Source organism: uncultured Proteiniphilum sp., assembly GCF_937873925.1.
In the GTDB taxonomy this organism is placed as follows: Bacteria; Bacteroidota; Bacteroidia; order Bacteroidales; family Dysgonomonadaceae; genus Proteiniphilum.
Genome location: NZ_CALNAT010000260.1, coordinates 1 through 13,777, shown reverse-complemented (window position 1 = coordinate 13,777; position 13,777 = coordinate 1). Strand labels below are relative to the sequence as shown.

Genomic DNA, 13,777 nt, shown 5'->3' with positions numbered 1-13,777 from the left:
CGGGGCGTTGAATTCGATAGTTTGTCCGGTTGCCGTCTTTTTCCCTGTTGATCTCCAGCCATTGTCCGCCCAACAAAACAACTCATACCCGTATCCTTCATAAATACCGATATTTGCAAGCCGTGGGGAATAATGGATGGCTGCTATTTTCCTATCTTCCCCGAAGTCTAAGCCTGTCCATGATTCTTCCGGGCCGGCAGCATCGTAAAATGTAGTAATATCCCCGTCAAACGCTTTGTCTCCGGTATCCCCCAAATCTTTGTGTGATCCCCGAGATCCGACATGCATACCTTCGAGTTTGTTACCCGAAAGATCATACAGGACGATCTCGGAAACATTGCAATATGAATTTTCCGGCGCTTTGTACCGGACATAACGGCAAGTTTCCGGACGCTTAGATTTTACCTTATTATAAAGTCCGGGTATTTTAGTTATCTTATGTATCATCCGTGTTTCGGAGAAATCAGGTGTTTGCGAACTTTCAAAAACCGCATTCATCATGCGCCCGCTGAGTAAAAGATCGTTTTCCGGAGTTATTGAACCGAATGACATCAGGCTGTCGGGGGAATCGGGTGTCAAAACATGTGTCTTTCCATCGGTGTCAATGTAGAACGGATTACCGGCCGGAGTCTGATTCCCATTTGTGTAGTAAATCGGGAGATAAAGGATATCTTTCCCGATATGCTGGAAACGGATACTGTCGGAATCAACTTCACCATGCCCTGTCAAACGCCATTCAAAATCGTAGAACAGGGCAAGGAAGACACGCCCCGTCCGGATTTCGGAGTGGTGTTTTATCGGGATGGCAGCGCTTGTCATGTTATTATGTTCCGAAGAAATATCATATAAATTGTCCTGAAACAATGGCGGGGTATGTATTTCATCCGTCTCAACAACCCTGTGGTTCCTGAAGGTTTTCCTGTAAGCCTTTGCTTTCTGGAATGTGTTGCCCTGATGAGAGCCGTAAGGATTGGTCTCGGTACCCATAAAGGATATGTGCTGACCGGCACTGTCGCAGACACTGTTCCAGCTATGTCCGGTAGGGTGGCTTTTCCACTGCGGGGTAAAATCAATGGTTACGGGAATCCCTAACCCCCTCATCACAAAAGCGGCCAATGCCGCCTGGCTGTCGCACATCCCCCTGGTTGTTGCCATCAATTGGGTGAAACTCATGTTTGAGAAGTCCTTGTCCAGACGGAAGCGTGGTAAGAGGTCATTTACTTTGCGGCAGGCTTCTACAGCCGTAATTGTTGAATCTTCCTTTAGCGATTGATTGATATCGGCAAAGCTTGCGAGGACTTTTTCACGCCAATTTTCGAGCGGCTCGGTTCCGATCCTGTACGGAAGGATCTCCTCGCAAAAGGTATCGAATGAAATATATTTCCCCCACGGCTTATCGTTCCAAACCTGAAAGGCCAGATCGATATTGGAGATCAGGTAATCTGCCGTGATATGGTTGACATCGTCCCTTCTGACCGGATTGCCCATTTTATAGGTATCCAACACTTTTGATTTGTCCGAGGAACTGCTCCACCGCAGGTTTACGGTCGCCACATCTTCCCAGGGGGCCTCATAATATTCGGAATATTTCCCCGGCATGTTCAGGATAAGAAATCCGGCTGCTTTTAGTTTCAGGCTATCCGCAGGATTGGCCTTGTAATGAGCAATCACCTGTTCCAATTCGTTCCGATTTGAACCGGCAAGTATCAACACCTCTTCCAACGGGCTGTTTTTTTTATGGGAACAGCCGGGAAAAAGAAGAAAGAAACAGAAAAAAAGGATTCCGTATAGATGTTTCATTGTTATCGCCTCATTAAATATGGATAATTTGAAAAGATTTACCGGACAATAATACAACTCATCCGATAAATCTCCTGAATTGTTCTTTAAAATTCATATTATGTTAGCTGTTTTTTCTTTTAAATCTTCAAAAGATAAGAGAACTTCCCTTATATTTTTTCCTACAAATACCCTTTTTATTATTCTATTGTTATCTATAATGACATTTAGAGGGAGAATATGTATCTTGAGAATGTCAAAATATTCCTGACAATCAGGAACAATAATTAAATTTTTCCATTCAAAACCTCTTTCTTGAAAGAAATTATTTACATCTTGTAGAGGAGTAGAAGTTAATGCCATGAAATTCACTTCCGGATATTCATTGGCTAAAATATTAAATACAATTAGTTCTTCAATACATGGCTTACAAGTTATATCCCAAAAAGTAAGTAATGTAAGTCCTGTTTTCTTTCCTATATTTATTTTATTTTGATTTATATCTACTAGTTCCAGCGGAGGAAACTCTTTATCCAACTGCAATTCCGGGTATCTTTCCTCCGAATATCTTTTCTTTAATTGAATCTCTATCCCACCGGGTATCTTCTTCAATGATACATCGTATTTTCCCGTACTCAAAGAGTCTTGATGTAAATTTTTATCTAAATGATTCCCTGATGAATCAAGGTAAATCATCGTATCAGCTATAATAGAAACACTGCCATCTGCATTCTTTATCATTTCTTGCGAAAACAGAAAAACAGGACAAATGAAGAGCAAAAAAATGAATTCTAATTTCATTACTATGTTGCTTGATTATATTTCCTAAAATAAAAAACGTAATTATTAAGTGTTTCCACTTGAAGAATAAAAATGTCGTATCTGTTCAGAGACATTTATGTTATTCTTTTTGACATTTGATATGAAACTTGATACTTTCTGTTTAACTTTGACCGACCTGACGTCTCTCTCAGCAAAACTGTTGTTAAAAGACACCTCTCTGTTTAATGCAAAAGCTAATACTGCTGCTCTTTATCCATAAACCTTTCCACAAGATTTCTTCTCTCTATGCGTTTAGGTCTGTCTTCTTCTTCCGGGTATATACTCGGGGAGAGTTCTGATTGAATTGCAATATTCCAGATATAATCATATTGGTTATGAATACTTTTTCGTCGTTTGACAAATAAATACACTCCTCTTTATATATCCAAATTTCTAACAAAAAACATAGAAAGACCAATACAAATATCGAAAGAGTGCTATTTAGATAATCTACAAAAGATTTATAAAAAATCTAAATAGCAACTCTACTATTATTTATTTATGAAATAGTAATTTCCATTTTACATTCACTACAACTACATGTTATAGTATGTTCTCCAGTATTCGGATCATAACTTCCTTGAAGAATACAGCTAGAGCAATTACCATGTGGTTTGCACACAAATTTAGTTGATCCGCCACCCCCATCCTCTGATCCTGATTTTAACCTACAATTTGAAGATTTCAAGATTACATTATCTTGTGAATAGTTTATCTTTACATTTTTCGACATCACATAAGATCCATTTAAACCATCCTCCGTTTTGTACTCAATAAAAACAATATAACCTTTTTCACTTGGCAAATAATCTAATTTTGTTATTTCAAAAGCCTTATCAATTCCATAAGCTTCAGCCACAATTAGTGCAGTTTCATTTTTTAGATCAGCAATATTGTCTGCTATTTTCTCACCACTTGGAGAGATAAGATTCAAATAATGTTCTTTTTCTGTAACTCCTATTTCTATCTCTTCATTACTACAGCTATAGAAACAAAATAGAGAATAAAATCCTAAAAAGAAAATTATTATATTAATATATCCAGAAACATTTTTCATAACATATTTTTTAATTAAAATTCGACTGTCATTTCGCAACTATCACAATCTCCACAACTATATGTTGTTATACCGTCTTTATAAATCGCAGTAACTTTACAATCACAGCTTCCTAGTTTTTTACAGGATACAGTGATAGTTCCGCCACCTCCACTTTCGTCACCACTCTTTAGTCGTGTGGATGTATTTCTAGTTTTTACAACTAAATCTTTAGAAATGCCAAACGAAGGATTATTTGTTTTTACTATATTACCTTCATACCCATCTTCAGTTATATAACTTATAATAGCAGAAAATCCTGTTTCTAATGGTAGATACTTTATATCGGTAATAGTAAAAACTTTATTGGCTTCAAACCCTTCAGCGATTGGTATGGCTAATTCACACTTTAGCGATGAAATATCCGAAGCAATCATTTCTCCACTCGGAGATTTTAGATTTAAAGAATATTCATTTGCGCTCACTTCATTTATGTATACTTCCTCATTATCACATGATTGTATAAAAATGCCAACAAAGAATATACATACTACAATAAAAGATTTTAAATTATTTTTCACAAAAAGGCCCATATTGATTTATTTTTATATTATATATTAAACTATATCTATAAGCACATCATATCAAATAGTTTACATTAGTCAAGATAGTAAGATGTTTATTTTAAGCACATATGAATCAATAAATAATATAAACTAATTCTTCACATTTATAAAGAATGATAGAGAACTAATCTCAATTTCTGTATGTATCATTTCAACAGATTATGAAAAATAAAAAGTTTCGCTTTACATTTTGACCTCCTTCTTTTTTAGTTTTTATTCGACTAATGCCTTTATTTTAATCGATTCTAATCTATTATTTGCATTAGAAACGAAAAATATTTCTCTTTCTAATTCTCCTATTTTATCTGGAGTGAATTCTAAACTAATAATCATCGAATCTCCAGGGTTTATAAAATATGTCATACTGGGATCTTTTAATTTTACACAGCTACAACCAATATCTATATTTTCAATTTTCAACATGGAGTTTCCTTCGTTTGTTAATTTTATTTTAAAGTGTTTTGATTGATTTATGATGCAATGATTAAAATATATATTCTTTTCATCTATTGACAGTATTGCTCCATTGTCAGGATCATAAGTAGGATCAATAATATGCTTAACCTGATCATATAGGTCTGAATATATTTTCAAATATGGAATATCATCAAATGTCAGTAGTTGTTTTGCTCTATATATAGCTTCTTCTTTCTTACCATGCTTTTGGGAGTTTAAGCATTTTAAGTATAGATTATAAGGATATTGAACCACATCTAAAGTTTTATCTATTTCTGTCCCAATATCTTGACCTTGATCTATCTCTATTTTACAATTTAGTATTTTGCTTAAAATATCCATTTTGTTAATATTATCAGCAATGTTAAATAATGGACTATAACCAAATTCATTACAAGATAAATCATCTTCTAAAGATTTATTAATACAGTTGAAAGAGTATGACGATGCCCCTGTTATTGTAGCAAGTAATATTCCAGAAGACGAGAATACACATGTGACAACATGATTTTCTACGCCTAACCATTGAGTATACCATTTATTTTCAGGCAAAGCAACATTAATAATGTTAAAGATTAAATCTGATAATCTTGTTAATGTCCCTTCTTCAAGCTTTTCCAAATAAGAAGAACTTATTGAGGAGCTATCATTAAACAAAACAATACAAAATGATTTTTTTCTATCATGCGCTAATCTAATAATATTTTCAATATCTTCATTGTAATGTATCTCTGCATTCTTATTATTGCAAGATGCGATGGCAAAAAATATTACACTAATAAAGAATACTTTTATAAAATTCAAATAATACATATCTATCATTTTTTATTATAGCAATAAATCGGTGAATTTTCTCTTAACCACTAGATTTTCAATCCAGAGTGGTTAAGTTGTGGCGAATCATCCAAACTATCAAGTTCATTCAATAAGCTTCTCATTTTACTTTTAATACTGTTTATGACCGGGGAAGGAACCTTTACATTTTTGTCCAATATCTTTTGAGCCAATACCCGTGCTTCTTCTTTTCGCCCGGTTTCCAGATAAAGTTCAGTCAACTGGTATAACGGCATAAATTTCACAGGACACATTGCCGCTGCTTTTTTGAGATGTTTTTCGCTATCGCTGTATTGCTGTAGTTGCAGACAGTTATCCGCCATCAGCATCTGCAGGTCATAATCGGCCCAAAGGCTGTCACATTCACGCGCGATTTGCAGGCTTCCTTTGTAACGTTCCACTACATTCAACTCCGCAGCATAATTGTAGAGGAACAGGTCTTTGTAGCGTAAGTGCATATAAAGCGATTTATACAGGGGTAACATCTGGCGTGTTTCACCCCTTAACGACTTATGGGCTATCTTATGCCATGCGCGTTCATAAAAAGTCTGGTAAGCGGTTGCGGATAAAAGTCCCAATGAAAACAATAGGGCTACCCCCTTTGACAAATAACCGTTGGGTATCGTGATACTTTGAGGATTGGCTGCTAACGCGAAAGCGAGAAGCATTACTGTCATGAGGCGGACAAACGGATAATTGAAGGGATAGGAAAATAATGCGCAGATGCCTATAGACAGGAGGCTTAACCGGATAAAGAACTGTTCCGGAGAATTGTTCTTCCATGAAACCGATAATGGGATAATGACCAGTATTAATGTAAGGAATAACCCAGCCAGGCCATAATTGACCATCCATTTCAGGAACTCATTGAACGGGTGGCGAACATTGTCGGCAAGCATCAGGTATTTACTGTCGGGATGTTTGGTAAAATACGAAGCCTGCTCATTCATATAATTTGCAGTGAAACCATTGCCGCCATATCCGCATACCGGTTTACGGGATATCAGTTGTGCCGAACACTGCCAGATCAACAATCTCCCGTCAGCCGAATCTTTTTTCATGAAAAACAATCCGGCAAGCAACAGTAGGCAACTTACGGATATAGCGGTATAATGGACGGGGAGCGGTTTTATATTCCGCTCTCTCAATAACCGGATAAAAAAGAGAAGAAAAATGACAACGGTTGCCAAAACGGCCGCCCGTGCTTGCGATAATATGATAACAGTTACAATCAGGCATACTACAATTATTGCGATTTCGCGATACTTTTTTTGCAGGCATCCGTATAGCAGAAAAGGTAACAGGAGAGCCAGTGAAGCCGATATGCCGGCAGGATTGTCGAACGGGCCGGTTACGGCAAAAGAGCCGTTGTATGATGGGAATAGCCGTGCAAATTGCCCTAATCCCCACAAAGAAAGCGCTAACGCTAAAAACGAGAAAAAAAGAAACAGCAACTTCTTATCTTTCAAACGCGACCAAATCGCATAGGACAAAAAGAATGCAGAGGTAAGCGTTATAATTGTTATCCTGTTTTCAACATTTCCTCGGCTTTGCCATAAATGGTAGATCGTCCATATCATCATTAAAAAGATAAAGGTCTTGGGAGGAAGAGGAATCCGTTCTTTTGTCAACAAAACATATCCTGCTATCCCGATGCTTATCCCGGCTTGCACCCACAATGCCGGTGCGGTAATAAACCTGTTTACGAAAATAGCGGGGATAAAGAAAAGAGTACCGGCTAAAAGGGTAAACAGGTAAAGAAACGGGATATGTTTTACAGTTGATTTCATTTAATTCTTTTTATTTCCCTGAAATTCAGTGCCATTGGATCGAATATTATACTCATATCTTTAATTAAATATTGTTTTAAAGATTAAATCATTAACATAAAATGATGCTATAAGAACTATAACTATCCACACCACATTGTAAACAATTTTATAATTTAAATTTTTTATCATCACGTAGTAATATCCCGCAATTACAGCAGACAAATGAATGATATATTCTAAAAGTGTTCCCAAGGTCTCACTGAAATGAATCATATGAAAAGGAAGATTGACCAACGATATACCAAGCAACCCCATAAATAATATGGCGGGTGCTGATATTTTACCAGTATATCTCTTAATCAGGACTGTTGTCAATAGATAAAACAGCACAAAACCGATTAGCGAAGCCAACTTTACCCCAATATTTCCCAATGCCCTTATAGGAGATATCACAATGGCGAGTGCTAAGTATACCAAAAGTATTAAAATATTTTTTTTCATTTTTTTGATCTCAGTATAACCAAATTAAGACACTATTTCAGGCAATGGGCGCCTTGCAAATTCCGTCACATGGATACTGCCAAAATGCACCACAACCACTTACTTGCTTACAATTATATCCGCTACATGACAAAACCCAGGGAGGTGTTCCACCAGAAATATCGCACCAGTCACTCCTTTGACTACAGCTACAGTTTGAATATCCGCTATCTTCCGAATTAGTTTTCATACGTATTTTATTATCAAACTCTTCGTCAGATATGCCTGCGGTATCTCCACTTTTATTAAGTAATCTGTCTCCGTTTGCAGTTATTGCATAAATCAGTTTTCTTGTCCATTTTAATTCATTGATAGCGTATTCATTCCATTTGTAAACAAATAATTCAAAATCTTCAGAAACCTCTTTTCTGTTAAAAGTATCAGTTTTCTTAACGTAGTCAAGAAGTAAACTTAAATGATCCTTTTCTTTTTCATTCCAACTAAAATCACTCATCACTTCCATAATTTTATCCGTCCAGAACTTTTTCTTTATTTCAGGATAAAATGCCACATAAGCGGCTTTTTTAACTGACTCCCTTTCATTCAATTTTAACCAGGCACCTCGGGTCATAATTTGAACTTCTGTTAAATTCTCTTTTACCCAATCATCAGCCAGAGGATCGCAACTATAATATTCACTGTCGCATGATATTAAATATCCCGCCAGGATAAATATCAATAGGCCATAAATAAACTTTCTCATAATATAGTGATTTTAATAAACCGTCCCTTTTACCTTTAACAAGTCCACCTCATTCATTGAATTAGAAGTAACAAAAACGCTTTTATTGAAAGACCCGTTTAATAATGTAGGATTTACCGCCACCCTTATAAAACCTATAGAATCTTTTTTTATCGGATATTTTGAATAATTAGCAGACAAGCAGCTGCATGAAACGTCTACTTTCTTAATTATCAACGGATTTTCTCCAATATTAGTAAAAACAAAATCAACCACAATAGTGTCAGATTTCGTTTTATGTATTTTACCGAAAGAATGCGATGTTTTAGAAAACGCAATCTGTGGTTGAATTTTATCTGGGATTACGGTTTCTTCTTTTTTTGTTTTTTCACGAAAGGATAATCCTGGTTTATCTTTACAACATATAATAAAGCACGATATCATAAAGAATATCAAAAATTTGCCTATAATCCTGTTTTTCATCTACGTTCAATTAAATCATGTTTGGTTATTACTGTTTCATTCTTTTTCAGAGGAAGTTTATTTCAGATGATTAGGTATATTTTCCTTCTTCTCTCACCAAAATCCGAAAAGGAAATAATATCATAAAAGACAAAGGTATTCATTAAGGTTTATCCTTACAACAGGATATGAGTCAAAGCAAAAAATTAACAACCCTATAAAAAACAACATCCTGGTTATCAGAAAAAAAGAAACAAAAAAGATGTGCCATGGCAAAAAATTAACAATCCAAACAGTTTATTTGAGGTCGTAATATGTCATGATGGGGAGGGGGTACACTACCCTCTGAGTTTATTGTTCATCGAATTTATTGTAATTCATTCAAGTTTCGCAAGTTCTTAACTCGCTGTCTTTAATTTGTAAAGATCGATAAAATAAGCGATTTCGTCCGATTTATTAATCATCCCCAGATAATGACACCTTATGCGTCTGGAACTGATAAAACGGGGATTGTACACATTTCTGAATCGTCTGAAATCATTTTTGTAATTTAGCAAAATTCAAGTAATTCATTTAAACTACGATTGACTAATAGTTCAATAAAGTGATTAGTAAAGGCCTAACTCCGAGAGAAATTTCTGATAATTATTGACGAAGTATTTCATCAACCTGTATTGCTCTGTACTTTCATAATCAATCAGTTCGATACCGGTATCCGAAACTACGTATATATCAGCATCCGGATAAGCCATTAAAAACGGGGAGTGCGTGGCGATGATGAACTGTGAATTTTTGTACACCAATTCTTTCATCCTGATCAACATCTTGAACTGGCTGCTTACCGACAATGCGGCTTCAGGTTCATCGAATATGTAAAGTCCATTCCCATATAACCTATGCACGAGTAAAGCCAAGAAACTTTCCCCATGTGATTGTTCATGAAGTGATTTTCCCCCGTAATATTGCTTTATCGGGGTACCACCGGGTTCAGCGTCTAATGCATCCATATTCGAAGCAAAATTGTAATAGCTTTCTGCTCGAAGAAAGAAACCATCCCTATTACGCAGAGACCAACCCAGTTTTAACTGATTAAATAGATTTGAGTGTGAATCTTGCGTCCGAAAATTAAAATTGCGACTTCCACCCTCAGGATTAAATCCGGCATTGATGGCTATTGCCTCAACCAATGTAGACTTACCCGACCCGTTTTCACCTGTGATAAAAGTCACACTCTTCCTAAACTCCATTTTTTCTAAATTCAGTATTGATGGAATATTATAAGGGTAAGCATTCCTTTCTTCAACAGGTTTTATGTTTCGTACGTAACTGATGTAAACCATGCCTTATCTGTTAATACTATTCGTCACTTGACAATATACCTTCTTTAATTAAGATACTTCTTATTTCATAAAACGTCCTCCTTTTTTCATTCCACTCCCATTCCGATTTTCTATCAGATAGCATCCTTAAGTATTCCGGATCAATTTCAACACAATTATTTTCTTCTGAAATTGGCAATGAAATGTCCGTTTCGTTTATGTCTGAAATCTCGACCTCAAACTCAATTCCGTCCCTTATTGTCTGAAATGAGGCAACCACTCCTCCTTCAAGAATAAATTCATTTCTGTGCATAACTATAAAAGAACTGATAAAAACTCCCTTATCAGAATTTCCAACTTTGTATACCTTTCCATTGTACTTAATGAGTAATCCTATCATAAATTTCTATATTAGTCCTTTTTCTTCAAGCTCTTTTTTGAGGTTATAATATTTTACTTTCAATTCATTTCTGTCGGAAGGAGTTCTCTCTTTCAAGGAAGAAATTCTGTTTGTCTCATAAACTTCGACCTTTATCCGGTCTCCAATTTCAAGGCGTCTGTCAAGCCAGGTTAGATTGTACGAGTCTGAATCCATCCCCCCAATGTGAATATAGTTATCTTGAGGGAGATTTCCAGCACCTATAAAAACACTTACGATCCTATCTGATGCTGCAATTATCTCTTCCTCATTTATTGTAAGCTTAAAACTCTTCATTTCTGATAATTTATTACAGGTGATGCAATGCCATAACGTAAGCGGAATGATGTGTATACATTCCCATCTGAACTTAACGCACATTCGATTTATCGTTATTCTGTTCGAATTCTTCTCTGAGGACAGAGCAAAAATTATGTCCGATTTTCCGGTTTATTCCCGACCGGGCTTTATAAACGGAGTTTTCATTGTCATTAAGTAAAAAGCTGATCTCCCCCACACTCAGACCGGCAAAACACAAGAGGCATACACTATATTCTTTTTTCGAAAGGTGGGGATACCGCTCCCGGATAAAGCACTGTAACCCGGGATAAAGGCTCTCTACTACAGATAGGAATTCGGATAATGGCGCTTCAGTATTCCGATCAAACACAATCTTATCGAATTTATCGAGTATAGGTTGATTCTCTTCCCGTACCTTTTCAGGCATATGGTATTTCAATTGTATTGTCTCTTTCATAGCGGTAAATTTCCACTGCAACATTTCCTGCATTGTGATAACTTTTTGACGATTATCAACATCGGATTCCAATAAGTCATTTGTGGTTTTTCGCAATATATCCATATTCCTCATCATTTTTAGTTTGGTATTTTTTTCCCTCAACATTCCGCCTAATACAAATAAAAATGCAACAGCCACAAAGAACAATACCGTTATCAACATCAGAAGCCATTGTTGAAAACGGACAAACCGGGTATTATACATGTTTTGGAATCGTGTATAATCGTTTTTCTTTTGTATTTCATATACCAATTGTTTTTCTACCTCTTCCCTATCACGCATGAATGTTTCTTCAAGCTCTTCACGGTAAAAGAGCGCCTCTTCAAAATTTCCTAAAGATTTACTAAAATCCGCAAGATGACTATATGCACTCACGATAACATGGTTATCGTTGGAGAAATCCAAATTCTCCTTTAATTTTCGGGTATATTTTTGTACCGAATCATTTTCTTGCAACAAACCGTACAATGTAACAAAATTCAGGTAGTAGAAGGCTAATTTCGTACTGTCCGTATTCAATAAAAACGATTTCCTCAGAAAAGCTTCTGCTTTGTCGTACTGCTTGTTTTCGCTGTATGCCTCGCTTATATCTTGTGCCAGCATACATTCAAGGTTCTGGTCTCCCATTGCTCCGGCAACTTCTAACCCTTTTTGAAAATACAGGGATACACTATCGGAGAGTTGGCGTAACATGTACATTTTCCCGATAACAATGTAACAATATGCTTGTTTTTCAGAAAGATCATCATAAAACCGGGCTGCCGCCTTATAATTATCAATTGCTTCGGAATAAGAACCCTGTGAGGCATGCAGTAAACCCATATTATATTGAACCAACCCATTCAGTGCTGTAATATCGGTTTTCAGGGCATACTCTTCAGCCTTTTGGAAATAAAGCATTGCGCGTTCATAATACTTCCATTCAAAACAGGTACAACCACTATATAGATGCGCCAATGCACTCTGGCAAGGACTTTTGTCATTGCGGAAAAAATAACGCGCTGCTTCAAAAATGAGCGTGTCTGATGTAAGTGCACGATGATTTTCATGGCGTGCCTGTGCACGTGTAACTATGTAACGCATACATTGCTCACGGCTAAGTCTTTCTTCAGGATAAAAAAGGAAATCAATCAATATCAGGGCACTGTCGGGACGGCTCTCCATAAGCCGTTCTGCATCTTCCAGCAAGGCTGAAAACCCGGACTGCCGGGAGTTACATCCGGTCATCACGACTATAATGAGTATTGCGCCGGCAAGATAATTAAACATCAGTTTAAACATGATTTATAATATAGAGAAACATAGTTTTTACAATACCGACTATTATCCCTTTTAGTAACATGTAAAAGATAACATGGTAACTTTTTTCATCAAAAAATAAGATAATTCATAATATCCAAAGACGAAGTTAGCAACTTATTTTTTACTTATCACTGAATTAACAAATTTACAATATACAAAAATAACAACATGGGAAGTTAGATTTCAACTTTACACTATATCTATATCTACTTTTCGTCAGAATTCGGAATGAGGATCAAATGGCGGCCTTCATCTATTTTCTCACAGTCTCTGTGTTTTTCGCTCCGGTTGCCGATGACGGCATTAGCTGAGTTTTCCTTATAAAAAGAAGATGCTCGCTCCCGCGATACTGATCACCGCTCCAATCACCTGACGGACGGTGATCTTCTCTCTAAACATAAGGGCAGTCGGCACGATGATGAATATGGGCACCAGCGCCATCAGCGTGGAAGCAATGCCTGTTTCGGTATGCTGCACGGCATAGAGTGACAGGGTCACGCCGATAAAAGGTCCGAAAATGGCTCCTACGGTGATGGATTTCATCGATGACCCATCCTTTACAGCCCGGAAAACACGCCTCCACCGATTCAGGAAAGTGATCAGGAGGATGAAAGACAAAAGCCCGAAAATAGCGCGGATCTGCGTGGCTGCCACGGCGTCATAACCGCCCATCCCCTTTTTGCTGAGTATCAGTCCCATAGCCTGCCCTGCCGCCCCTCCCAGCGCGTAAAGAAAACCGTGTAACGGCACGTTCAGTTTCAATCCCTTTCCCGCGACGGCGATCATGATCCCCGAAACGCTCACCACGATACCCAGGATGCTTTTCACCGAAAGGACCTCGTGCAGAAAGAACCATCCGATCACTGCCGTGATCATGGGGGCGAGGCTCATCACCAGTTGAGAGGTACGGGAACCGATAACGGTATACGA

General features: G+C 36.9%; 14 protein-coding genes and 1 pseudogene. All 15 read right to left on the bottom strand.

Annotated features, from left to right (window positions below; translation table 11 throughout):
* A partial coding sequence (locus tag Q0502_RS18740) for a hypothetical protein (RefSeq protein WP_298654073.1) occupies window positions 1-1,800 on the bottom strand: 1,800 nt, incomplete at its 3' end.
* 93 nt (window positions 1,801-1,893) lie between these two features.
* Entirely contained in the window at window positions 1,894-2,580 is a 687-nt protein-coding gene (locus Q0502_RS18735; RefSeq protein WP_298654071.1) for a hypothetical protein, read from the bottom strand.
* Window positions 2,581-2,625: 45 nt separating this feature from the next.
* Window positions 2,626-2,796 (bottom strand): annotated as a pseudogene (locus Q0502_RS19095) (hypothetical protein); the annotation flags it as partial.
* Window positions 2,797-3,100: 304 nt separating this feature from the next.
* Entirely contained in the window at window positions 3,101-3,658 is a 558-nt protein-coding gene (locus Q0502_RS18730) for a hypothetical protein (RefSeq protein ID WP_298654070.1), read from the bottom strand.
* Between the two features lie 14 nt (window positions 3,659-3,672).
* Window positions 3,673-4,230, bottom strand: coding sequence for a hypothetical protein (locus Q0502_RS18725; protein ID WP_298654068.1), 558 nt, complete (start codon window positions 4,228-4,230; stop codon window positions 3,673-3,675).
* A 246-nt stretch (window positions 4,231-4,476) separates the two neighbouring features.
* Window positions 4,477-5,532: a DUF1573 domain-containing protein gene (locus tag Q0502_RS18720; protein ID WP_298654066.1), complete on the bottom strand. Its 1,056-nt coding sequence runs from the start codon at window positions 5,530-5,532 to the stop codon at window positions 4,477-4,479.
* A gap of 50 nt (window positions 5,533-5,582) precedes the next feature.
* Window positions 5,583-7,343: an O-antigen ligase family protein gene (locus tag Q0502_RS18715; protein ID WP_298654065.1), complete on the bottom strand. Its 1,761-nt coding sequence runs from the start codon at window positions 7,341-7,343 to the stop codon at window positions 5,583-5,585.
* 60 nt (window positions 7,344-7,403) lie between these two features.
* Window positions 7,404-7,826: a hypothetical protein gene (locus Q0502_RS18710; protein ID WP_298654064.1), complete on the bottom strand. Its 423-nt coding sequence runs from the start codon at window positions 7,824-7,826 to the stop codon at window positions 7,404-7,406.
* 37 nt (window positions 7,827-7,863) lie between these two features.
* On the bottom strand, window positions 7,864-8,568 hold the full coding sequence (locus Q0502_RS18705) for a bacteriocin fulvocin C-related protein (RefSeq protein WP_298654063.1): 705 nt from the start codon (window positions 8,566-8,568) through the stop codon (window positions 7,864-7,866).
* Between the two features lie 12 nt (window positions 8,569-8,580).
* Window positions 8,581-9,030 carry a DUF1573 domain-containing protein gene (locus tag Q0502_RS18700; protein ID WP_298654062.1) on the bottom strand — a complete coding sequence of 150 codons (450 nt, stop codon included), beginning with the start codon at window positions 9,028-9,030 and terminating at the stop codon, window positions 8,581-8,583.
* 587 nt (window positions 9,031-9,617) lie between these two features.
* A complete protein-coding gene (locus Q0502_RS18695) occupies window positions 9,618-10,256 on the bottom strand; it encodes an AAA family ATPase (RefSeq protein ID WP_298654061.1) in 639 nt (212 codons plus the stop codon).
* Window positions 10,257-10,365: 109 nt separating this feature from the next.
* The gene (locus Q0502_RS18690) at window positions 10,366-10,728 is read right to left on the bottom strand and encodes a hypothetical protein (RefSeq protein WP_298654060.1); all 363 of its coding nucleotides are present in this window, start codon (window positions 10,726-10,728) and stop codon (window positions 10,366-10,368) included.
* A gap of 6 nt (window positions 10,729-10,734) precedes the next feature.
* Complete coding sequence (locus Q0502_RS18685) at window positions 10,735-11,043, bottom strand: hypothetical protein (RefSeq protein WP_298654059.1); 309 nt, start codon at window positions 11,041-11,043, stop codon at window positions 10,735-10,737.
* A 73-nt stretch (window positions 11,044-11,116) separates the two neighbouring features.
* Window positions 11,117-12,814, bottom strand: a complete 1,698-nt coding sequence (locus Q0502_RS18680; RefSeq protein ID WP_298654057.1) for a hypothetical protein — start codon at window positions 12,812-12,814, stop codon at window positions 11,117-11,119.
* Between the two features lie 351 nt (window positions 12,815-13,165).
* The coding region (locus Q0502_RS18675; protein ID WP_298654055.1) for a DMT family transporter at window positions 13,166-13,777 on the bottom strand (612 nt) is incomplete at its 5' end.

Bases quoted from the DNA above. Each gene is read 5' to 3' on its own strand.
- Q0502_RS18735 (WP_298654071.1), bottom strand. From the start codon at position 2,580: ATGAAATTAGAATTCATTTTTTTGCTCTTCATTTGTCCTGTTTTTCTG.
- Q0502_RS18730 (WP_298654070.1), bottom strand. From the start codon at position 3,658: ATGAAAAATGTTTCTGGATATATTAATATAATAATTTTCTTTTTAGGA.
- Q0502_RS18725 (WP_298654068.1), bottom strand. From the start codon at position 4,230: ATGGGCCTTTTTGTGAAAAATAATTTAAAATCTTTTATTGTAGTATGT.
- Q0502_RS18720 (WP_298654066.1), bottom strand. From the start codon at position 5,532: ATGTATTATTTGAATTTTATAAAAGTATTCTTTATTAGTGTAATATTT.
- Q0502_RS18715 (WP_298654065.1), bottom strand. From the start codon at position 7,343: ATGAAATCAACTGTAAAACATATCCCGTTTCTTTACCTGTTTACCCTT.
- Q0502_RS18710 (WP_298654064.1), bottom strand. From the start codon at position 7,826: ATGAAAAAAAATATTTTAATACTTTTGGTATACTTAGCACTCGCCATT.
- Q0502_RS18705 (WP_298654063.1), bottom strand. From the start codon at position 8,568: ATGAGAAAGTTTATTTATGGCCTATTGATATTTATCCTGGCGGGATAT.
- Q0502_RS18700 (WP_298654062.1), bottom strand. From the start codon at position 9,030: ATGAAAAACAGGATTATAGGCAAATTTTTGATATTCTTTATGATATCG.
- Q0502_RS18695 (WP_298654061.1), bottom strand. From the start codon at position 10,256: ATGGAGTTTAGGAAGAGTGTGACTTTTATCACAGGTGAAAACGGGTCG.
- Q0502_RS18690 (WP_298654060.1), bottom strand. From the start codon at position 10,728: ATGATAGGATTACTCATTAAGTACAATGGAAAGGTATACAAAGTTGGA.
- Q0502_RS18685 (WP_298654059.1), bottom strand. From the start codon at position 11,043: ATGAAGAGTTTTAAGCTTACAATAAATGAGGAAGAGATAATTGCAGCA.
- Q0502_RS18680 (WP_298654057.1), bottom strand. From the start codon at position 12,814: ATGTTTAATTATCTTGCCGGCGCAATACTCATTATAGTCGTGATGACC.